The organism is Pseudomonas inefficax (assembly GCF_900277125.1).
Classification (GTDB): Bacteria; Pseudomonadota; Gammaproteobacteria; order Pseudomonadales; family Pseudomonadaceae; genus Aquipseudomonas; species Aquipseudomonas inefficax.
In genome coordinates, this window is record NZ_OPYN01000187.1 from 1 (window position 1) to 20,265 (window position 20,265).

Here is a 20,265-nt window from a genome sequence, read left to right on the forward strand (position 1 = left end):
GCGGCATCATGGCGTCGGCGTCGGACAACTCCACCTCGATCGGCAATTGCGCCACGGTCACCCGCTTGGCCGCCAGCGGCATGGGTGGGCCATTGCTGGCGCGGGCGAAGATGAACACCGTGTCATCCGGCTTGACCTTGTCCTTCAACGCCGCCGCCAGTTCCACCCGCACCTTCAAGCGAGCCGCCACGGGCGCCGCCGCCTGCCCCAGCGATCCGCCCAGGCGCTCGGCGGCGCGATCGATGCCGCCCTGCAGCGCCGCTCGCGAGGCATCACCTTCCGGCAGCTGCGCCAGCAGGCGCTTCCAGTAATCGATGGCTTCCTGGTAACGCTCGCCCTCGAAGGCAGCGATACCACGCAGGCCCAGGCTGGTCACTTCGTTGGGGTCGGCTTTCAGTGCCTCGTCAGTCAGCGCCTGCAGTTGCGGGCTCCATTTCTTGTCGGCCGCGAAGTACAGCGCCTGTGCCCACTGCCCAATCAATTCGGGCTGGCGACCGGCCAGGTTCACGGCGCGCTCGAAGGTACGCGCGGCTTCGGCGGGGCGCTGCTCGGCCATGTAGGCTCGTCCCAGGAAGTACACGGCCTCGGCCGAATCCGGCTGGGCCTGCACCACCCGCTCCAGGCGGGCAGTCATTTCTTCCATCGACTTGGGCGCCTCGGCAAACTCCTGGGTCAGCTCCACCTTGTCGGCCGCACCGAAATGCAGGTACAGACCCAATGCCAGCAGCGGCACCAGCAGCGCCGCCAGCAACGGCAGGGCCTTGCCCAGGTGCCCCTGGCGCGGGGCTTCAGCACCCTCGGTATCCGCCAGCAGCTCACGGGCGGCCTCGTCACGGCCCTTGGCCATCTGCGCCTCGTCGAGCACACCGGCGGCCTGCTGGGCAGCCAGCTCGGCGACGCGCTCCTGATAAAGGGCCACGTTCAGGGCAGTGCGGTCTTCTTCCTGCTGACGGCCACGGCCACGCAGGATCGGGATCAGCAGGAAGCTGAGGGCAGCGAGCAGCAGCAGGCCCGCGCTAAGCCAGAATTCAATCATGGGTCTGTTCTTTTTCCAGCAATTTGGCGAGACGCTCGCGTTCTTCGGCAGACAACTCGTTGGCGCCCTGCACGGCCGCACCGCGACGCCGGCGCACGATCAGCGCCAGCACCACGAAACCACCGGCCAGCAAAATCCCCGGGCCGAACCACAGCAGCCAGGTACGCCCGCTGAGCGCCGGCTTGTAACGCACGAAGTCGCCATAGCGGTCGACCATGAAGTCAACGATCTGCTGGTTGCTCTTGCCCTCGCCGAGCATGCGGAAGATTTCCCGACGCAGGTCGGCGGCAATCGGCGCGTTGGAGTCGGCGATGTCCTGGTTCTGGCACTTGGGGCAGCGCAGCTCCTTGGTCAGCTGCTGGTAGCGCTCACGCTCGGCATCGTCGCGGAACTGGTAGGTGTCGATGGCCGCCCTGGCCACACCTGCCAGGCTCAACCCCATGAAGAGCCCCAGCACGGCAGCTGCCAGCCCCCGCTTCATGGCTTGGCCTCGTCGACCAGGCCCTGGTACAGCGGCGCCAGCTGCTCGCGCCAGACCGTGGCATCGACCACGCCCACGTGCTTGTAGCGGATGATGCCCTTGGCATCGACCAGGAAGGTTTCCGGTGCGCCATACACGCCCAGGTCCAGGCCCAGGCTGCCTTGCTCGTCACGGATGTCCAGCTGGTAAGGGTTGTGGAACTCGGCCAGCCACTTCAGGGCCGCCGCATTGTCGTCCTTGTAGTTGACGCCGTGGATCACCACGCCCTGCTGGGCCAGCTGGTTCAGGTACGGGTGTTCGACCTTGCACGACGGGCACCAGGTGGCCCACACGTTGACCAGTGCCGGGCGGCCTCGCAGGTCGGCCTCGGTCAGGGTACGGTCGCCTTGGGTCGAGGCCAGGGAGAACGCCGGGAAAGGTTTGCCGATCATTGCCGAAGGCAGCTCGTCGGGCTTGAGGAACAGCCCCTTGTAGAGGAACACCGCCACCAGCAGGAATACCGCCAGGGGGACTACCATGATCCAACGCTTCATGCAGCTGCTCCAGACACGCCCAGGGCATCACGCACCCGGGTCTTGACCTTGACGCGATAGCGCCGGTCGAGGGCCGCCAGCAACCCGCCCAGGCCGGTCAGCAGACCGCCCAGCCAGATCCAGCGGACGTAAGGCTTGATATGCACGCGTACCGCCCAGGCGCCGTTCTCCAGCGGCTCGCCGAGGGCCACGTACAGGTCACGGGTGAAGCCGGCGTCGATGCCGGCTTCGGTCATCATCGACTGCTGCACGGTGTACAGGCGCTTCTCCGGGTGCAGGGTGGTCACTTCACGGCCATCACGGCTGACCACCACGGTGCCCTTGTCGGAGATGAAGTTCGGCCCTTCGAAGTGCCTGGCGCCCTGGAACAGGAACTGGTACCCGCCCAGCTCCACGCTCTCGCCCGGAGCCATGCGCAGGTCGCGTTCGGCGCTGTTGTTGCTCGACAGCACCACACCCAGCGCGCACACCGCCAGGCCCAGGTGCGCCAGCTGCATGCCCCAGTAGCTGCGAGCCAGCCCGGGCAGGCCCTTGAGCAGGCCTTTGTGGCGGGTCTTGTCGAGGATGTCGCGCAGCCCGCCAAGCACCACCCAGGCGGCCAGGGCGAAGGCGGTCAGGGTTGGCCAGTCGAAATCGTCGACGATAAAGCCCGCCACCGGCGCAAGGATGGCGCTGCCGATCAGCACCGGGGTCATCATGCTGGCCAGCCATTTGCCGGGGGTGTCTTTCCAGCGCACCACCACGCCCACACCCAGCACCACCATCAACAGTGCCATGAGCGGCAGGAACAAGGCATCGAAATACGGTGGGCCGACCGACAGCTTGGCCCCGGTGAGCGCATCGAGCACCAGTGGGTACAGGGTACCGAGCAGAATCATCGACGCCGCAACCACCAGCACCAGGTTGTTGGCCAGCAGCAGTGTCTCGCGCGACCATAGGGCAAAGCCGACCTGGCTCTTGACCACCGGTGCGCGCAAGGCGAACAGGGTGAGCGAACCACCGACCACGAACAGCAGGAAGATCAGGATGAAAATGCCGCGCGACGGGTCGGCGGCAAACGCGTGCACCGAGGTCAGCACACCGGAGCGCACCAGGAAGGTACCCAGCAGGCTCAACGAGAACGCGGCAATCGCCAGCAGCACGGTCCAGCTCTTGAACACCCCGCGCTTCTCGGTCACCGCCAGCGAGTGGATCAGCGCCGTACCTACCAGCCAGGGCATGAACGAGGCGTTTTCCACCGGGTCCCAGAACCACCAGCCACCCCAGCCCAGCTCATAGTAGGCCCACCAGGAGCCCAGGGTAATGCCGACGCCGAGGAAGGCCCAGGCAACGATGGTCCAGGGCCGCGACCAGCGCGCCCAGGCGGCGTCCAGGCGGCCACCGAGCAAGGCGGCGATGGCGAAGGCGAAGGCCACCGAGAACCCGACGTAGCCCATGTACAGCATCGGCGGGTGGACGATAAGGCCAAAGTCCTGCAATAGCGGGTTGAGGTCGCGGCCATCGGTCGGCACCTGCGGCAGCAGGCGCTGGAACGGGTTGGAGGTGATGATCAGGAAGCTCAGGAAGCCCACGCTGATCATGCCCATCACCGCCAGCACGCGGGCCAACATCACCTGCGGCAGCTGCCGCGAAAACACCGAAACGGCAAAGGTCCAGCCGCCGAGGATCAGCGCCCACAGCAGCAGCGAACCTTCGTGGGCGCCCCACACGGCACTGAACTTGTAGTACCAGGGCAAGGCGCTGTTGGAGTTGCTGGCCACATAGGCGACCGAGAAGTTGTCGGTCATGAAGGCATGGGTCAGGCAGGCGAAGGCAAAGGCCAGAAAGGCGAACTGCCCCCAGGCCGCCGGCCGCGCCAGGCTCATCCACAGGCTGTCGCCACGCCAGGCGCCCAGCAGCGGCACGCTGGCCTGCACGACGGCAAAGCAGATGGCCAGGATCATCGCCAGTTGGCCGAGCTCGGGGATCACCAGCGCCGCGTTCATGGCCTCGCCTCCCCGCCAGTGGCGGCCTGGCCGCTTTCCTTCAGGGCCTTGGTGACCTCGGGCGGCATGTACTTCTCGTCGTGCTTGGCCAGTACTTCATCGGCTACCACCACGCCGTCGGCGTTGAGCTTGCCGAGGGCGACGATGCCCTGCCCTTCGCGGAACAGGTCGGGGAGGATGCCACGGTAGGTGATCGGCACCGACTTGTTGAAGTCGGTGACCACGAAGCGCACGTCGAGCGAATCGGACGAACGCTGCACCGAACCTTTTTCGACCATGCCGCCGGCGCGGATGCGGGTGTCCAGCGGCGCTTCGCCGTTGGCGATCTGGGTCGGGGTGTAGAACAGGTTGATGTTCTGCTGCAATGCGCTCAAGGCAAAGCCGACGGCAACCCCGACGCCGACCAGCAGGCCGACGATGAGCAACAGGCGTTTCTTGCGCTGCGGATTCACTGGTTGTTCTCCCGGCGCAAACGGCGCGCCTCATCTTGCAGGTAGCGACGGCGGGCCAGCACGGGCGCCGCGACGTTCAACGCCAGCACCGCCAGGCAGATACCATAGGCCGTCCACACGTACAGGCCATGGTGGCCCATGGCGAGAAAGTCACCGAAGGTGGCGAAACTCATTGTGCGGCCCTCCGCCCCAGGCTGTTCAATACTTCATCCTTGACCCAACTGGCGCGTGCCTCGCGCTTGAGCACTTCAAGGCGCATGCGCAGCAACAGCACAGCGCCAAAGAAGCAGTAGAAGCCCAGCGCCGTGCACAGCAGCGGCAGCCACATTTCTGCGGGCATCGCCGGTTTTTCGGTGAGGGTGAAGGTGGCACCCTGGTGCAGGGTGTTCCACCACTCCACCGAGTACTTGATGATCGGGATGTTCACCACGCCGACAATCGCCAGTACCGCGCAGGCCTTGGCTGCACTGTCACGATTACTGATTGCCTGGCCCAGCGCAATGATGCCGAAGTACAGGAACAGCAGGATGAGCATGGACGTAAGGCGGGCATCCCAGACCCACCAGCTACCCCAGGTGGGCTTGCCCCAGATGGCCCCGGTGACCAACGCCACGGCGGTCATCCAGGCACCAATCGGTGCAGCGCATTGCAGGGCGACGTCGGCCAGTTTCATCTTCCACACCAGCCCCACCACCCCGGCCACTGCCAGCAGCACGTAGCAGGACTGCGCCAGCATCGCCGCCGGCACATGGATGTAGATGATGCGGAAGCTGTTGCCTTGCTGGTAGTCCTGGGGGGCAAAGGCCAGGCCCCAGGTGATGCCGACCAGCAGCAGGAGCACGGCAGCGCCGGCAAGCCACGGCAGCATGCGGCCGCTGATGGCATAGAACCATTTTGGGGAGCCCAGCTTGTGGAACCACGTCCAGCTTATTTTCATCAGGGTACATCCAGGGTATTGGCCGGGCTTGAAAGCCCGGGACTCGTTATTCGCCGACGCTGATCTTCAGACCGGCCGCTATCGCAAAGGGTGCCAGGGTCACGGCCAGGGCCGTCAAGCTGGCGAGCCAGAGCAGGTGGCCGGTTGCCGGCATATTCTGCAACGCCGCTTGCAACGCACCACTGCCCAGGATCAATACAGGGATATACAACGGCAGAATCAGCAATGCCAGCAACAAACCGCCGCGTTTCAGACCGACCGTCAACGCCGCACCCACCGCGCCCAGCAGGCTCAGCACCGGTGTGCCAAGCAGCAGCGAGCCGAGCAGCACCGGCAGGCAATGGCTCGGCAGCCCCAGCATCAGCGCCAGCAGCGGCGCCAACAATACCAGCGCCAGCCCGGAAAAGATCCAGTGCGCCAGCACCTTGGCCAGCACCAGCAGCGCCAACGGGTGCGGCGACAGCACCCACTGCTCCAGCGAGCCGTCCTCGAAATCGCTGCGGAACAGGCCGTCCAGCGACAACAGCACCGCCAGCAATGCTGCCACCCAGACCAGGCCTGGCGACAAGGTTTGCAACAATTGGCTTTCCGGGCCGACTGCCAGCGGGAACAGCGCAACCACGATGGCGAAGAATACCAAAGGGTTGGCCAGCTCGGCCGGGCGACGGAACAGCAGGCGCGCTTCGCGGCGCAACAACAGGATGAATACGCTCATGCCGCCCATTGCCCCAGGTTAAGTTCACGGTAACCGGAGGGCTTGCGTTCCAGTGTGTGGTGGGTGGTCAGCACCACTGTGCCGCCCTGCTCGCAGTGGGCCGCCAGGTGCGCCTCGAGCTGCGCCACGCCCTGCTTGTCGAGGGCGGTGAATGGTTCGTCGAGAATCCACAGCGGTGGGCTTGCCAGGTACAGCCGGGCCAGGGCCACGCGGCGCTGCTGGCCGGCCGACAGTGTGTGGCAGGGCACATCTTCGAAACCGCGCAGGCCAACGGCCTCCAGCGCCGCCCAGATCGCCTCGCGGCTGGCCGGCTGGTGCAGGGCGCACAACCAGGTGAGGTTTTCCTCGGCGGTGAGCAGGTCCTTGATGCCAGCGGCATGGCCGATCCACAACAGGATGCTGGCCAGGGCGTGACGCTGCTCGGCCAGTGGCTCGCCGCCCAGCAGGATCTCCCCGGCGGTCGGCTGCATCAGGCCGGCCAACAGGCGCAGCAGGCTGGTCTTGCCGCTGCCGTTGGGGCCGCTGATCTGCAGCATGTCGCCGGGCCGCAGCTCGAATGCGAGGTGCTCGAACAGCAGGCGCCAGTCGCGCTCGCAGGCCAGGCCCGCGGCTTGGAGGTGAAGGGTCACGGTTTCGCCTTATCTTTGTAGGGCTTCAGAATGGTGTTGTCCGCTTCGCGGGTGAACCCGCTCCCACAGGGTTCTGCGCAGCTTTCAAGCCTTGCGCCGTACCTGTGGGAGCGGGTTCACCCGCGAAGCAGACGACACCGCTCTGAAGCCTTGTGTCTCAAGTCGCCCCCTACGCTGCCGTTATACTGGCAACCACGGGCGGTCGGCATTATTACACGTGCTACCGCGCTGCCAAGAGGGCGGGCTCGACAGGTTGTATACAATCATGACTGAAATCAATAGTCTCGGCACACAAACCACGGTCAGCCCTCAGGCCATCAAGGCGGGCATGACCGGCGAACTGCTGCGCCTGACGCAACCGCAGCCAGGTTTGATGGCGCCCGGCGAGACCGCGCAGGCCGAGGTCATGTCGTTGCGCCAGGTGGGCCAGGACTTCCAGCTGGTGCTGCGGCTGATGCAGGCCAACGGCGCCCAGACCCAGTTGCAGGCCAGCGCCAGCCAGCCCTTGCCCCAGGGCAGCCAGGTCACGGTCAGCCAGCCTGAAAGCAACCGCCTGGCGATCATGCTGCAGCAGGCCAGTGCCAGCCAGATCGCTACCCTCACCCGCCTGGATACCAGCAAAGTGCCGGTCGGCACCCTGCTGCAGGGCAAGGTCCTGACCAACCAGGTGCTGGCCCAGGCGCCCGGCCAGCCCGTCGTCTACCGGGCGCTGGTCAGCCTGCTCAACAGTGCCCAGGCGGGCGCTACCCTGAGCGTGGACAGCCCGCGCCCGCTGGCCGTCGGCAGCCTGCTCAGCGCGCTGGTGCAGGGCGACCAGTCACTGCGTTTCGTACCGCTCAGCGGCCGCCAGGACCAGCTCAGCATTGCCCAGCAGCTGCTGACCCAGCAAAACCGCCAGGCTTCGCTGCCTGGCCTGCTCAATGCCCTGCAACAGGTGGCCCGTGACCCGGGCGCCGATGGCGAGCTGCGAGCCAGCGCCGAACGCCTGTTGGCCAGCCTGCCGGAAGCCCGGCAACTGGGTGATGCCAAGGCAGTGGCCCAAGCCCTGAACAACAGCGGCGCCTTTCTCGAAGCCAAACTGCTGGGCGGTTTCCCGGCCAGCGTCGCCACCGACCTCAAGGCGCACTTGCTGCGGCTGATCAACGTCGCACCGGCCAGCGTACCCGGGGCACCCAACCTTTCGCCCGCCGCCCTGGCCGTTACCATGCCGGCCTTGGCCCGCAACGCGCTGGGCATGCTCGAACGGGTCAGCCCCAAGCCGCAACCGGGCGCATTCCCGCTGCCGTCGCGCCTGCTCAAGGCCATGGAGGATGAAGGCGACCTGCAACAATTGCTGCGCCTGGCCGCCGCTGCCGTATCGCGCCTGCAAAGCCATGCCATGAGCAGCCTGCAACAAACCGGTACCTTGGAAAACGGCAACCTGCAAACCACCTGGCAAACCGAAGTGCCGATCCGTCACGGTCAGGAGTTCATCCCCCTGCAGGTCAAGCTGCAGCGTGAGGAAACGCCACAACAGCAGGCCGACCGCCAGCAGGAATCAGCCGACCCGCTGCAAGCCCTGTGGCGTATCGAACTGGCTTTCGACCTGTTGCCCCTTGGCCCGGTGCAAGTGCAGGCGCAATTGAGCCTGGGTCGCCTGAGTGGCCAGCTGTGGGCAGAACGCGAACAAACCGCCCGGCTGATCGACAGCCAGCTCGGTACCTTGCGCGAGCGCCTGCTGGCGCGCGGACTGGATGTAGGCGACCTGGAATGCCACCCCGGCACGCCGCCACAAGGCCCGCGTACACGGTTGGAGCAACGCTGGGTGGATGAAAACGCATGAGCCAGAAGCACACACGCCAGGCCATTGCCCTGAGCTACGACGGCCAGCAGGCCCCTACCCTCAGTGCCAAGGGCGACGATGCGCTGGCCGAGGCCATCCTTGCCCTGGCCCGCGAGCACGAGGTGCCGATCTACGAAAACGCCGAGCTGGTACGGCTGCTGGCGCGTCTGGAGCTGGGCGACCAGATCCCCGAGGCACTGTACCTGACCATTGCAGAGATCATAGCGTTTGCCTGGCAGTTGCGCGGCAAAGTGCCTGCCGGGTTCGGCGACGAGCCCCAGGCCCCGAGCGACATTACACCGGTAACCCCGCTGCTGCCACCGGGCAACCACCGCTAAATAGTTACCACCGCTCGCGGCCCCTGCCATTCAGCCTTGCCATCTCCGTCTACGTGCAAGGTGAACATCATGTCCAGAAGCCCTATCAACGCTGCCGGCGTGCAGTACGTCCGCGACCATCTGAACCATGTCCCCCGTCCGGACCGCGAAGCCAGCCTCGCCATCCGGCAATGGTTGCAGAAACAAGGCCACGACCTCGACCCCGCGCAAATCGATGTAGTCACCCTGCACTACTGCCCGGATGCCAGCGGCGGACATCTCGCTGCCGTAACCCGATGCATCAGCCTGCCGCAGGCAGTGCTCGAAAACTGGCAGGGCGAGTCCAACAATGACTTACTGGGTGCCCTGTTTCGCCAGCCCTGGGCCGGCTCGCTGCCTGATGGCCCGCTGCGGCTGGTCGACACCCTGCCCGCGCCAGGCGCGTTTCGGCAGGGTGCTGGCCATGCGGTGTTCAACGGCCTGTTCCGACGCACCACGCCGCAGCGTCTTGACCCCTCTACGCACCTGCCGATTGCCGCAGAAGGCTTTCAGCGCTTTATCGAAGACCTGGACTTCCACACACCGTTCAAGGCCCAGCTGGACCGCTACTGGGAGACGCACCTGCAGAGCCACCGGCTTGCCAGCAAACTGAATTTCATCGCGGCGTGCAACAAGCAGGTCAGCCAAGGCAGCCTCAGCGAGGCCGCCAGGAAGCTTATATGGCAAGCCGCCGGGTTGCTGCCAAGCAACCGCAAGCTGCGCCAGAGCACGCTCAACATTTATGGCTACGCCGCTACCGACCTGCTGTACCTGAACGACCCCGGCAGCGACCTGAGCATACTCTACGTGCCCGGTAACAGCTCGCCGTTGCTGGAGTTTGCAAGCCAGGCGCAGTTGCAGGACTGGGTCGGCAAACAGTGCAAGGACCCGCTCAAACGTCAGGCGCTGAAGCAGCACTTCCGTCTCGCCGACTGCCCTCAGGGGCTGGAGTTCAGTGGCCTGGACACGGCTCTTGAAGGCCTGGCTGCATACCCTGCCCGCCATCGGCTACCGCCTGAGCATGGTTACTTCAATGATGACGGTACCTGGCCGCCGCAGTTGTACGTCAATTACAAACCCGACACGTACAGCCCGCAGATCGAAGGCGATGTGTTCCAGGCCCTGGCCGAACGCCAGCGCCAACGCAGCTACGACGACGCCGACTTCCTCATCACCCGCGACAGCCAGGTCAGCAAAGCCCGCTGGCTAGGTTACCTGACCAGCACGCTCAACCTGCTGGCGCCACTTTGCCTGGTCGTACCCGGCCTGGCGCCGCTGCTGGCGGTGGGCGGCATCGCGCAACTGGGCCTGGGGCTGGACCAGGCGATCAATGGCAAGTCCCTGCAAAAGCGGCAAGACGGTGTCGGCGAGGTTGTCTGGGGCCTGTTCAATGCCGTGCCCCTGGCTATCAGCGGCGTCGCCAGGGCCAAGGCGCTGTTCGAATTCAAAAGCGATGGCTTCGTACCGCCGGTGCGGCTCAACGAGCAGATCGGCTACCCCTTGAGCCCGGTTTCGCCACCGCATATCCCCGAGCCGGAAGGTGCGCGCTACTTCCATTTGCCTGAGGCAATCGCGCCCCTTCCGGACTGCGACCAGGCCATTGCCGATTCGGTTATCCGCACGCCGCTGTATGGCATCGACATAGACCACCTCGATGCCAGCATCGATACCTACAACGAGCGTGTGGTCTACGACCTGGACCGGGATGTGTTCATCCGTGAACAGGACCTGAACGAAGTCGCCCCAACCGGCTACGTTGCCCGGCCCGGCAGCCGGGACCTGCAGCCGCTGCGTAACGCGCGTACCGTCACCAACGCCATGCGCAGCCGTAGCCTGCGCGCCTTGGGCGTGGACCTTGCGCTGCCGGTGCAAGTGCCAACGCTGGCAGCCGACAGCTACCCTATCACGAAAAAAATCAGTTGCCTGTGGGTCGGCGATAAGCTCATCAGCCCTGAACTTCTGGCCAACCTGGGCAGCAATGCCCAACGGCTCAATGGCAGTGAATACAGCTTCCGGCTATTCCTTTCCAAGGCGTCACCCGCCGCCTATACGGAAAACCTGGCCCTGCTGGCTGCGCAGGCCCCCGGCCTGCAAGTGCTGCCACTGGAAGAACAGGCATTCTTTCGGGCATTTCGCCAGAGCAAGTACCATGCCCAGTACGACGCCGCGCTGGATGGCAATGGCGGCATCGCCAGCAACTTTGCGTCGGCCTCCGATGTACTGCGCTACCCGATGCTGCACCATGAAGGGGGCTTGTACATGGATGTCGACGACAGCCTGCTGGCCCTGGGGCAATACCCACAGGTGGCCAACGGACGACCTGTCGGCAGCCCGGGCGAAGCCATCGATCAGGTGGCGCTGTGTACCACAGCCGACGGCCTGCTGCTGGCACCGCCCATGTCCAACGAAAAGATGGGCATGAACTGCCTGTACAACACCAGCCTGATTGGTAGCCACCCCGGCAACCCGACCCTGGAAGCCATTTCCGAGGAGATGCACGCCCGCTATCAGGCCAACAAAGAGTTCTACGACAGCAAGCCCAGCCTGGCCGAAGACCCGGCAAGCTTCTACCGCTACGCCAACCGCCTCAGCTACCTGACCGGCCCTGCGCTGATCACCGATATGGTCGACCGCCATTTGCCGGCGCTGGGCACCCTGCGGCAGATCACCAACTTGTACGGCATGCCCCACATCAACGCCTATCGCTTCGTCGATCTGCCTGCCAGTCAGGAAGCAATCCGAACGCTGCTACCTCTCAACCGCTTCGCCAAGGTAGGCGGCAACCACTCGTGGAGCCGCACATGAATCTCAACCAGACCATCGTCGGTAGCGCCGGCAAACAACAGGTGCACGGCGTGCTGGCGCGCCTGCCCCGCCCGGACCGTAGCGCCAGCCTGGCCATCACCGAATGGGCGCGCCAGCAGCAATTGCCGCTGGACCCGGACCAGACGCTGGCGGTGACCCTGCACTGCAGGTTCGTGCGCGATCGAGGCTGGCTGGCGCAGGTTGTCGAACAGATGACGCTGACCCAGGCGTTGCTGACCAACTGGCAGGACCACAGCCTGGACGATGCCGTGCAGCTGGCGTTGCAGCAGGTCATGCGTTCGGTCGGGACGAATATCGACTGGCTCGGGCTTCTGCCAGAGCTTTCGTTGCCGCACGGCCGCGTGCCCTGGGCTACCGCTTTTGGCAACAGCCAGGTGAAGATCGTCGAGCAACTGCCGAAAAGCGGCCTGTTGCAGGATATCGACACGCATACGGTCTTCCATGGGCTTTTCCATCAGACCGCGCACAGGCGTTACGACGCCACCACCTACATCCATTTCGACGCCACGGCCTTCCAGCGCTTCATCTGGCAACTGGACTTCCAGAACGTCTACCTGCGTCAGCTGAGCGACTTCTGGTCGCAAGCCGCTAGCGATTATGCAACGGGTTCATGCATCGCCTACCTGGCGGCGTGCAACCGGCACGTGTTGCTTGGTTACCTGAGTGAAGCTGGGCGCAGCCTCGCGTGGCGGGCCGCTGGCGTGCAACGCTGGCAACATGACCGGGCCCTGCAGCGCAATGGCGTGGATGCCAGGTTGCTGAGCATCAATGGGTACCGCTCCAGCGACATTCTGTGCCTCAGCGATGCCGCCAGCGGCCTGACCCTGCTGTACATTCCCGGCAACGCGGCACCGCTGCATGAGTTTCGCAATGCCGGAGCGATGCGCGCCTGGCTGGCCCGACAATGTCGGGACCGCGCAAAGCGGGCCGCGCTGCTCAGTCACTTCAACGCCGCCGATGTTCCCGACCGCCTGGGCCGTTCCGGGCTGGCCACCATTCTCAAGGGCATGGCCGACTTCCCTCCGCGCCGCTTGATCCTACCTGCAACCAGCGTGTACCGCCTGGTCAGGGTATGGAACCCGCATACCCTGATCAATTACCAAGCCGAGCGCTACAGCCCGCGTATCGAACGCGACCTGTTCAGCGCCTTCACCCTCGCCCAGCAACGCCGCAGCCAAGCCGATGCCAGGTACCTGATCACCCGGGACAGCGAAGTGACCAAAGCCAGGTGGCGGGGCTACTTCTATCTGACCATGAACCTGGTGACGCCTTTTTTGCTGGTGGTGCCCGAACTCGCCCCACTCATGGCCATCGCCGGCGCTGCGCAGTTTGGCGTGGGCCTGGACCAGGCTCTCAATGACAAGCTTCTTGAACAACAAGAGGAAGGCGCCGGGCAAGCGCTGTTCGGGCTGCTGAATGCCGTACCCGCCATCGTGCAGGGCGCGAGGGCCAGCGAGGCGTTGTTTGGCAGCACGCCATCCGGCTTCGTCAAACCCGTGCGCCTCAACGGTCGGCTTGGCTACCCCCTAAGCCCGGTTTCCCCGCCACGCTTGCCGGGCATGGAAATGACGCCTTTCTTCCGAGAGTTGGCTGCAGCGGGCGATGAGATAGCAGCCGCCAAACCCGGTGCCGATCCGCATATCGCCCGCTGTGTGATACGGCGCCAGGCGTTCGGCACTGGAGATGAATTGCTGGGCGATGTCGGCCAAGGTCCGCACCCGCTGTACTACGACGCGCTGAACGACAGCTTCGTGCTCAAGTACCCCAACGGTACTCGGGGTGCCGCACACTTTGTCGCACGGGCTGACCCGCTGCAGCCCCTTGCCAGCCAGCTGGTGGCCGATACCGACCCGTTGCGGGAAATCAGCCCCGCATCACGCTCGCGCACATTGCGTGCCCTGGGCGTCGACCTGCAATTACCGCTTGACCTCGACGCGCTGGCAACATCCAACGGTATGCCCGTGCCTCGGCAGATCTTCCATCTGTGGGTCGGCGACCGGGTGATTGCCGGGGACTATCTTGCAGCCCTGGACAACAACATCAGGGCCCTGCGTAACAGCGACTTTTCCCTGAAGCTGTACCTGTCCAACGTCAATCCCGAAGCCTTCGAGCAAAACATGGCATTGCTGCAGGGCCGAATGCGCGATGGCTTGAAGGTATCCACGCTGGAGCACCAGACATTCTACCGGCAATTCAGCGAAAGCGAGTACTTCGAGCAATATCGGGCCGCCATTGACGGCAACGGGGGTGTCGCGAGCAATTTCTCATCGGCCTCGGACATTCTGCGCTACCGGATCTTGCACAGTGAGGGCGGCATATACCTGGACATGGACGACCACCTGCTGGCTGCGCCGGACGCAAGGGGGCAGCTGCGGGCGAAGATCGACACGGTCTCGCTCAGCGTTCCGATCGACGGCCTGTTACTGCGCAGCCCGGTGTGTAACGCTCAGTTGGGCATGTACACCAGTTACAACACCAGCATGATCGGCAGCCGCGCGTTCAACCCGGTGCTCGATGCAATCTCTGACGAGATGCTCAGCCGCTACCTCACCCCCGAAGGGCGGGAATTCTACTCGACGCCAAAGCCGGCCCGGCAGGACGAAACCGGCTTCCGGGCCTACACCCGCAAGCTCAACCAGCTCACCGGCCCGGCGGTGCTCAACCACGTGATCGAGCAACGCCTGCCAGAGCTCTATACCTTCAGGCAGGTGGCGGACCTGGCGAATATGCACACCCTGCATTACGAAGCGTTGATCGACGAACAGGCGCAACGGCGAGCGGAGCTGCGCTTGTTACCACTGGAGGAAGTGGCGGTAGCGGGCAATGCGCAGGGCTATTGATGCACAGGGAGCCGTGAAGCGAGCCGGGACAACCTCGTTGACCAGGCCGGTAACAAATCGGGCGACCTGCGTCGCCCGATGCTTCAACCGCTGCGGTGCAGCTTGCTCATCAGCTCCGCCTCGGCCTGGGTCAGGCCGCAGCTTTCGGTCAGTTCGGCCACGCTGGCACCCATGCCCACCAGCTTGGCCGCCTGGGTGAAGGTGACGTTGTGCGGGTCGCGCTGCTCCAACTGCTGGATCTTGTCGGGCAGCGGGGCAACCGCCATGCGCAGCTCGTGCAGCGCCTCGCCCATGCGCACGGTACCGTTCTGGTAGTCGTCCAGGCGTTTGGCAAGGTCCTTGATGCGCTGGTCACGCAGCGCATCACCCTCTGCCTGCTGCGCAGCCAGCTCGCGCTGGCGCTTGCTGTAGTTGAGGAAAAACCACAGGCTCAGCGCCCAGACCAGCGCCAGGAAGATGACAGCAACCTCTAGGATCAACTCAGATGTTCTCCAGCTCGGACCATTCTTCCTCGGTCATCATCTTGTCCAGCTCGACCAGGATCAGCAGTTCGCCATTCTTGTTGCAAACGCCCTGGATGAACTTGGCCGACTCTTCGTTACCCACGTTCGGCGCGGTCTCGATCTCGGACTGGCGCAGGTACACCACCTCGGCCACGCTGTCGACCAGGATACCGACCACTTGCTTGTCCGCCTCGATGATGACGATACGGGTGTTGTCGGTGACTTCGGTCGGCATCAGGCCAAAGCGCTGGCGGGTGTCGATCACGGTCACCACGTTGCCGCGCAGGTTGATGATGCCCAGCACGTAGCTAGGCGCACCCGGCACCGGGGCGATCTCGGTGTAGCGCAACACTTCCTGCACCTGCATCACATTGATGCCGTAGGACTCATTGTCCAGACGGAAGGTAACCCACTGCAGGATCGGATCTTCGGAACCTTGTGCAGACGACTTTTTCATTCCCCTACCCTCAAAATCCGCCATCGGCGGTGTGTTCGGTGTCATTTCTGTTTGGCGTGCATCTGCTTGACCGCCCCACTGGCGATCAGCTCGGCCAGTGCTGCGACGTCGAGCAGTGCACACATGTGTTCAATCACCGTGCCGGCCAGCCAGGGGCGCTGGCCACGCTGGCTGCGCCACTTGATCTCGGACGGGTCCAGGCGCAGCGAGCGGCTGACCTGGTGCACGGCCAGCCCCCATTCGTAGCCCTGCACGGAAATCACGTATTGCAGGCCCTGGCGAAAATCATCGCGGTAGCGATCTGGCATCACCCAACGCGCGGTATCCAGCACCTTCAGGTTGCCGGCCTGGCAGGCCAGGATGCCGAGGAACCAGTCGGGCTGGCCGAACAGCGGTGTCAGTTCCTGGCCGGCCAGGGTATAGATCGAGCCCAGGCACACCAGTGGCACCGCCAGGGTCAGGCCGGCCACATCGAACAGCAGGCATTCGAACGGCTCGGCGGCCCAGGCCGGGCGGCCATCGACCGTGGCCGGGGGCACGGGCACTTGCGGCCCCGGCAGGTGCACATCGACCAGCGGCACTGCCGGTTCCACGGTTTGTTCTTCGACCAGCACCGGGATGCTGGCCTCGGCCACCACTTCGCGCTCTACCACCGTCACCACCGGCGCTTCTATCGGCATCACGCGGGGCAGCACCGCCAGCCTGGGCTCGGCGAACGGCCGTGGTGCGGGGCTGACGGTTGCTTCGGCCGATGCCGGCCTGGCTTGCTGCAAGGCATCACGCGCCTGCTCTTCGCGCACCGCTTCGGCGAACTCATCCGCCGCTGCCGGCGGCTCGAACAGGTCTTCGGCTTCGGTGGCCTCCTGCAGCAGGCCATCAAGGTACGACTGCAGGGCCATCTGTGGCCGGTTGCTGGTTTGCCGGGTCTGGGTCATCAGGCCACCTGCGCCGCAGTCTTGTAGGTCAGCAGGTGCTTGAGCAGCGCGCGATAGGCAATCAGCCCGCGGCTCTTGCTGTCGAATTGCGAGGGCGTGACGCCCTTGCGGCTGGCATCGCGCAGGCGCGTATCCACCGGGATGTAGCCCTGCCACACCTGCTGGTCGTAGGTGTCACGCAGCAGCTTGAGGGTGGCCAGCGAGGCCTGGGTGCGGCGGTCGAACAGGGTCGGCACGATCTGATAAGGCAGCGCCTGCTTGCGCGAGCGGTTGACCATGGCTAGGGTACCGACCATGCGCTCCAGGCCCTTGACCGCGAGAAATTCGGTTTGCACCGGGATCACCAGCTGCTGGCTGGCCGCCAGGGCATTGACCATCAGCACGCCGAGCAAGGGTGGGCTGTCGATCAGCGCATAGTCGAAATCCTGCCACAGCTGCGCCAGACTCTTGGCGATCACCAGGCCCAGGCCGTTCTGCCCCGGTGACTGGCGCTCCAGCACCGCCAGTGCGGTACTCGATGGCAGCAGCGAGATGCGTTCGTCACTGGTAGGCAGCAGCAGTTGCCCGGGCAGGCCCTCGGGTACCGCGCCCTTGTGCAGGAACAGGTCGTAGCAGCTGTGCTCCAGGGCATCGGGGTTATGCCCGAAATAGCTGGTCATCGAGCCGTGCGGGTCGAGGTCGACAACGACCACGCGCTTGCCGGCCTCGGCCAGCAGGCCGGCCAGGGCGATGGTAGTGGTGGTCTTGCCGACGCCACCTTTTTGATTGGCTACTGCCCAGACTCTCATCAAGCAAACTCTATCTATTGATTTGGCAGGGACACTGCAGGGGCAACTGTCTTGCTCAACATTTGAAAGCCCGCACGCGCCCCTGTGGGAGCGGGTTTACCCGCGAACACCGGCAAAGCCGGTGCCATATACCGAGTCGCTATCTTCGCGGGTAAACCCGCTCCCACAGGGTCGACGGTAACTTCGCGAACCTGTTGCCGGTGCCAGAGAATTGACGAGTCACTGCCCCGCCACCGTTGCTGGCGTTGCCGGTGCACTTTGTGTGCCAGCCCGGCGCAATGCGGCATCCGGCGTGGCATTGGCACTGCCCGAGCCAGTCAGGCTGCGGCGCACTTCCAGGTTACGGGAAATCACCAGCACCACCCGGCGATTACGCGCACGGCCTTCGGCATTGTCGTTGCTGGCCACCGGCTGGTACTCGCCATAGCCAACCGAGGCCATGCGTGCCGGGTTGACCCCTTCCATCGCCAGCAGGCGCACGATGCTTGCCGCCCGCGCCGAAGACAGCTCCCAGTTGGTCGGGTACTGCGCCGTGCGGATCGGCAGGTTGTCGGTAAAGCCTTCGACATGCACCGGGTTGGCGAACGGCTTGAGAATGCCAGCCACCTTCTCGATGATCGCAAATGCCTGATCGCTGGGCATGGCATCGCCGCTGCCGAACAGCAACGAGGAGTTGAGCTCGATCTCGATCCACAGCTCATTGCCGCGCACAGTCATCTGGTCGTTTTTGATCAGGTCGCCGAAGGCATCGCGCACGTCATCGCTGATGGTTTTCAGCGGGTCGACACTGGTCGCCCCCAGGCCCGCATCGGTCTGTTCGCTGTCCTTCACCAACGGCTCGGCCGGGCGCACGCTCAGCGGCCGTTCTTCACCGATGGGGATAGGTTTCATGCTGCGCTCGGGGTCGTTGAACACCCCGAGCAAGGCCTGGGAAATGACCTTGTACTTGCCCTCGTTGATCGAGGAAATCGAGTACATCACCACGAAAAAGGCGAACAGCAAGGTAATGAAGTCGGCGTACGACACCAGCCAGCGTTCGTGGTTTTCGTGTTCCTCGGTATGACGACGGCGACGCATGGGTTACTCCATGAAGCCTTGCAGCTTCAGCTCGATCGAGCGCGGGTTCTCACCCTCGGCAATCGACAGCAGGCCCTCGAGCAGCATCTCGCGGTAGCGCGACTGGCGCATGACGATGGCCTTGAGCTTGTTGGCGATTGGCAGCAACACCAGGTTGGCACTGGCCACGCCGTAGATGGTCGCGACGAAGGCCACGGCAATGCCATTGCCCAGTTGCGACGGGTCGGCCAGGTTGCCCATCACGTGAATCAGGCCCATCACCGCACCGATGATGCCGATGGTCGGCGCGTAGCCGCCCATGCTCTCGAACACCTTGGCAGCCTGGATATCGCGGCTTTCCTGGGTCAGGAAGTCGACTTCGAGGATGCTGCGGATGGCCTCCGGCTCGGCACCATCCACCAGCAGCTGCAGGCCCTTGCGCGCATAAGGGTCAGGCTCGCTGTCGGCGACCCCTTCCAGGCCCAGCAGGCCTTCCTTGCGCGCAGTCAGGCTCCAATTGACGACGCGGTCGATCCCGCCCGCCAGGTCGACCCGTGGCGGAAACAGGATCCAGCGCAGAATCTGCAAGGCACGCTTGAACGACGACAGTGGCGACTGCAGCAAGGCCGCCGCCAGGGTGCCGCCCAGCACGATCAGCGCCGCCGGGCCATTGATCAGCGCGCCGAAATGGCCGCCTTCGATGAAGTTGCCACCGACGATAGCGACAAAGGCGAGGATCAGGCCGATCAGGCTGAGCACGTCCATCAGACGCACGCCTCCACCAGGTGCTTGCCGATCTCGTCCAGGCTGTACACTGCGTCGGCCAGGTTGGCCTTGACGATGGCCATGGGCATGCCATAGATCACGCAGCTGGCTTCATCCTGGGCCCACACCGTACTGCCGCCCTGCTTGAGCAGGCGCGCACCTTCACGGCCATCGGCGCCCATGCCGGTAAGCACCACCGACAGCACCTTGTCGCCATACGACTTGGCCGCCGAGCCGAAGGTGATGTCCACGCACGGCTTGTAGTTCAGGCGCTCGTCACCGGGCAGGATCTTCACCGTGCCACGGCCATCGATCATCATCTGCTTGCCACCTGGGGCCAGCAGGGCCAGGCCCGGGCGCAGCATGTCGCCGTCCTCGGCTTCCTTGACGCTGATGCGGCACAGCTTGTCCAGGCGTTCGGCGAAGGCCTTGGTGAACGCTGCTGGCATGTGCTGAATCAGCACGATCGGCGCCGGGAAGTTGGCCGGCAGCTGCGTCAGCACCCGCTGCAGGGCGACCGGGCCGCCCGTGGAGGTGCCGATGGCCACCAGCTTGTATGGCTTGCGCTTGGGTGCCGGCGAGTGCGCTGGCGCCACTGCTGCTGCACGGGCAGGCGCAGGCGTGCGCGCTGCTGGCTGGCTGGCGAAGCTGCTGGCAGCTGCGTGACCGGCGCCTGCTGGCGCGGGTGCAGGTGCGGCAACCGGCGCATGGCTGGCGTAGCTGCCAAAACGGCGATTGCTGCGGGAAATGGTATGCACCTTCTCGCACAGCAATTGCTTGACCTTGTCCGGGTTTCGCGAAATGTCCTCGAAGTTCTTCGGCAGGTAATCCACCGCACCGGCATCCAGCGCATCGAGGGTGACACGGGCGCCTTCGTGGGTCAGCGACGAGAACATCAACACCGGCGTCGGGCAGCGCTGCATGATGTGCCGCACCGCGGTGATGCCGTCCATCATGGGCATTTCGTAGTCCATGGTGATGACATCGGGCTTCAATGCCAGCGCCTGGTCGATTGCTTCCTTGCCGTTGGTCGCGGTACCTACTACCTGGATCGTCGGGTCCGCCGAGAGGATTTCCGAGACGCGGCGGCGGAAGAAACCGGAATCATCCACCACCAGGACCTTGACTGCCATAAACACTCCATTAGGC

The 20,265-nt window shown here is 64.5% G+C and carries 20 protein-coding genes; 4 read left to right on the forward strand and 16 right to left on the reverse strand.

Annotation, left to right across the window (positions count from 1 at the left end; translation table 11 throughout):
* From ccmI to ccmA, 9 genes are all read right to left on the reverse strand, one after another.
* The coding region (gene ccmI / locus JV551A3_RS22740) for a c-type cytochrome biogenesis protein CcmI (protein ID WP_133979147.1) at positions 1 to 1,036 on the reverse strand (1,036 nt) is incomplete at its 3' end.
* On the reverse strand, positions 1,029 to 1,517 hold the full coding sequence (locus JV551A3_RS22745; protein WP_133974342.1) for a cytochrome c-type biogenesis protein: 489 nt from the start codon (positions 1,515 to 1,517) through the stop codon (positions 1,029 to 1,031). The genes JV551A3_RS22745 and ccmI, both read right to left, overlap by 8 nt.
* The gene (locus JV551A3_RS22750) at positions 1,514 to 2,050 is read right to left on the reverse strand and encodes a DsbE family thiol:disulfide interchange protein (protein ID WP_133974344.1); all 537 of its coding nucleotides are present in this window, start codon (positions 2,048 to 2,050) and stop codon (positions 1,514 to 1,516) included. The genes JV551A3_RS22745 and JV551A3_RS22750 overlap by 4 nt, the downstream gene beginning before the upstream one ends.
* Complete coding sequence (locus JV551A3_RS22755; RefSeq protein WP_177421350.1) at positions 2,047 to 4,020, reverse strand: heme lyase CcmF/NrfE family subunit; 1,974 nt, start codon at positions 4,018 to 4,020, stop codon at positions 2,047 to 2,049. Before JV551A3_RS22755 ends, JV551A3_RS22750 begins: the two co-directional genes overlap by 4 nt.
* 11 nt (positions 4,021 to 4,031) lie before the next feature.
* The gene (gene ccmE / locus JV551A3_RS22760; protein ID WP_015271187.1) at positions 4,032 to 4,487 is read right to left on the reverse strand and encodes a cytochrome c maturation protein CcmE; all 456 of its coding nucleotides are present in this window, start codon (positions 4,485 to 4,487) and stop codon (positions 4,032 to 4,034) included.
* Positions 4,484 to 4,660: a heme exporter protein CcmD gene (gene ccmD, locus JV551A3_RS22765; protein ID WP_013973562.1), complete on the reverse strand. Its 177-nt coding sequence runs from the start codon at positions 4,658 to 4,660 to the stop codon at positions 4,484 to 4,486. The genes ccmE and ccmD overlap by 4 nt, the downstream gene beginning before the upstream one ends.
* Positions 4,657 to 5,424 (reverse strand): heme ABC transporter permease, encoded by a 768-nt coding sequence (locus JV551A3_RS22770; protein WP_012273476.1) that lies wholly within the window; start codon positions 5,422 to 5,424, stop codon positions 4,657 to 4,659. Before JV551A3_RS22770 ends, ccmD begins: the two co-directional genes overlap by 4 nt.
* A 46-nt stretch (positions 5,425 to 5,470) precedes the next feature.
* Complete coding sequence (gene ccmB, locus JV551A3_RS22775) at positions 5,471 to 6,148, reverse strand: heme exporter protein CcmB (protein ID WP_013973563.1); 678 nt, start codon at positions 6,146 to 6,148, stop codon at positions 5,471 to 5,473.
* A complete protein-coding gene (ccmA, locus tag JV551A3_RS22780; protein ID WP_133974348.1) occupies positions 6,136 to 6,768 on the reverse strand; it encodes a cytochrome c biogenesis heme-transporting ATPase CcmA in 633 nt (210 codons plus the stop codon). Before ccmA ends, ccmB begins: the two co-directional genes overlap by 13 nt.
* 265 nt (positions 6,769 to 7,033) lie before the next feature.
* Here ccmA and fliK point away from each other — a divergent pair, with 265 nt between their 5' ends.
* The 4 genes from fliK to JV551A3_RS22805 all read left to right on the forward strand — a co-directional run bounded on the left by fliK (position 7,034) and on the right by JV551A3_RS22805 (position 14,612).
* Entirely contained in the window at positions 7,034 to 8,590 is a 1,557-nt protein-coding gene (gene fliK / locus JV551A3_RS22790) for a flagellar hook-length control protein FliK (RefSeq protein WP_133974352.1), read from the forward strand.
* On the forward strand, positions 8,587 to 8,928 hold the full coding sequence (locus JV551A3_RS22795; protein WP_133974354.1) for an EscU/YscU/HrcU family type III secretion system export apparatus switch protein: 342 nt from the start codon (positions 8,587 to 8,589) through the stop codon (positions 8,926 to 8,928). The genes fliK and JV551A3_RS22795 overlap by 4 nt, the downstream gene beginning before the upstream one ends.
* A gap of 69 nt (positions 8,929 to 8,997) precedes the next feature.
* Complete coding sequence (locus JV551A3_RS22800) at positions 8,998 to 11,751, forward strand: dermonecrotic toxin domain-containing protein (RefSeq protein WP_133974356.1); 2,754 nt, start codon at positions 8,998 to 9,000, stop codon at positions 11,749 to 11,751.
* Positions 11,748 to 14,612, forward strand: a complete 2,865-nt coding sequence (locus JV551A3_RS22805; protein ID WP_133974358.1) for a dermonecrotic toxin domain-containing protein — start codon at positions 11,748 to 11,750, stop codon at positions 14,610 to 14,612. The genes JV551A3_RS22800 and JV551A3_RS22805 overlap by 4 nt, the downstream gene beginning before the upstream one ends.
* An 83-nt stretch (positions 14,613 to 14,695) precedes the next feature.
* Here JV551A3_RS22805 and JV551A3_RS22810 read toward each other — a convergent pair whose 3' ends face one another.
* The 7 genes from JV551A3_RS22810 to JV551A3_RS22845 form a co-directional block, all read right to left on the reverse strand.
* The gene (locus JV551A3_RS22810; protein ID WP_133974361.1) at positions 14,696 to 15,091 is read right to left on the reverse strand and encodes a DUF2802 domain-containing protein; all 396 of its coding nucleotides are present in this window, start codon (positions 15,089 to 15,091) and stop codon (positions 14,696 to 14,698) included.
* 1 nt (position 15,092) lies between these two features.
* A complete protein-coding gene (locus JV551A3_RS22815; protein ID WP_003254393.1) occupies positions 15,093 to 15,572 on the reverse strand; it encodes a chemotaxis protein CheW in 480 nt (159 codons plus the stop codon).
* A 41-nt stretch (positions 15,573 to 15,613) separates the two neighbouring features.
* Positions 15,614 to 16,507 (reverse strand): CheW domain-containing protein, encoded by an 894-nt coding sequence (locus JV551A3_RS22820; protein ID WP_133974363.1) that lies wholly within the window; start codon positions 16,505 to 16,507, stop codon positions 15,614 to 15,616.
* Positions 16,507 to 17,295, reverse strand: coding sequence for a ParA family protein (locus tag JV551A3_RS22825; protein ID WP_112253070.1), 789 nt, complete (start codon positions 17,293 to 17,295; stop codon positions 16,507 to 16,509). Before JV551A3_RS22825 ends, JV551A3_RS22820 begins: the two co-directional genes overlap by 1 nt.
* Before the next feature lie 219 nt (positions 17,296 to 17,514).
* Complete coding sequence (gene motD / locus JV551A3_RS22835; RefSeq protein ID WP_133974367.1) at positions 17,515 to 18,372, reverse strand: flagellar motor protein MotD; 858 nt, start codon at positions 18,370 to 18,372, stop codon at positions 17,515 to 17,517.
* Between the two features lie 3 nt (positions 18,373 to 18,375).
* The gene (locus JV551A3_RS22840; RefSeq protein ID WP_133974369.1) at positions 18,376 to 19,116 is read right to left on the reverse strand and encodes a flagellar motor protein; all 741 of its coding nucleotides are present in this window, start codon (positions 19,114 to 19,116) and stop codon (positions 18,376 to 18,378) included.
* Positions 19,116 to 20,249, reverse strand: coding sequence for a protein-glutamate methylesterase/protein-glutamine glutaminase (locus JV551A3_RS22845; RefSeq protein WP_133974371.1), 1,134 nt, complete (start codon positions 20,247 to 20,249; stop codon positions 19,116 to 19,118). Before JV551A3_RS22845 ends, JV551A3_RS22840 begins: the two co-directional genes overlap by 1 nt.
* Between the last annotated feature and the right edge of the window lie 16 nt (positions 20,250 to 20,265).

Bases quoted from the DNA above. Each gene is read 5' to 3' on its own strand.
- JV551A3_RS22745 (WP_133974342.1), bottom strand. From the start codon at position 1,517: ATGAAGCGGGGGCTGGCAGCTGCCGTGCTGGGGCTCTTCATGGGGTTG.
- JV551A3_RS22750 (WP_133974344.1), bottom strand. From the start codon at position 2,050: ATGAAGCGTTGGATCATGGTAGTCCCCCTGGCGGTATTCCTGCTGGTG.
- ccmD (WP_013973562.1), bottom strand. From the start codon at position 4,660: ATGAGTTTCGCCACCTTCGGTGACTTTCTCGCCATGGGCCACCATGGC.
- JV551A3_RS22770 (WP_012273476.1), bottom strand. From the start codon at position 5,424: ATGAAAATAAGCTGGACGTGGTTCCACAAGCTGGGCTCCCCAAAATGG.
- ccmB (WP_013973563.1), bottom strand. From the start codon at position 6,148: ATGGGCGGCATGAGCGTATTCATCCTGTTGTTGCGCCGCGAAGCGCGC.
- fliK (WP_133974352.1), top strand. From the start codon at position 7,034: ATGACTGAAATCAATAGTCTCGGCACACAAACCACGGTCAGCCCTCAG.
- JV551A3_RS22795 (WP_133974354.1), top strand. From the start codon at position 8,587: ATGAGCCAGAAGCACACACGCCAGGCCATTGCCCTGAGCTACGACGGC.
- JV551A3_RS22800 (WP_133974356.1), top strand. From the start codon at position 8,998: ATGTCCAGAAGCCCTATCAACGCTGCCGGCGTGCAGTACGTCCGCGAC.
- JV551A3_RS22805 (WP_133974358.1), top strand. From the start codon at position 11,748: ATGAATCTCAACCAGACCATCGTCGGTAGCGCCGGCAAACAACAGGTG.
- JV551A3_RS22815 (WP_003254393.1), bottom strand. From the start codon at position 15,572: ATGAAAAAGTCGTCTGCACAAGGTTCCGAAGATCCGATCCTGCAGTGG.
- JV551A3_RS22820 (WP_133974363.1), bottom strand. From the start codon at position 16,507: ATGACCCAGACCCGGCAAACCAGCAACCGGCCACAGATGGCCCTGCAG.
- JV551A3_RS22825 (WP_112253070.1), bottom strand. From the start codon at position 17,295: ATGAGAGTCTGGGCAGTAGCCAATCAAAAAGGTGGCGTCGGCAAGACC.
- motD (WP_133974367.1), bottom strand. From the start codon at position 18,372: ATGCGTCGCCGTCGTCATACCGAGGAACACGAAAACCACGAACGCTGG.
- JV551A3_RS22840 (WP_133974369.1), bottom strand. From the start codon at position 19,116: ATGGACGTGCTCAGCCTGATCGGCCTGATCCTCGCCTTTGTCGCTATC.
- JV551A3_RS22845 (WP_133974371.1), bottom strand. From the start codon at position 20,249: ATGGCAGTCAAGGTCCTGGTGGTGGATGATTCCGGTTTCTTCCGCCGC.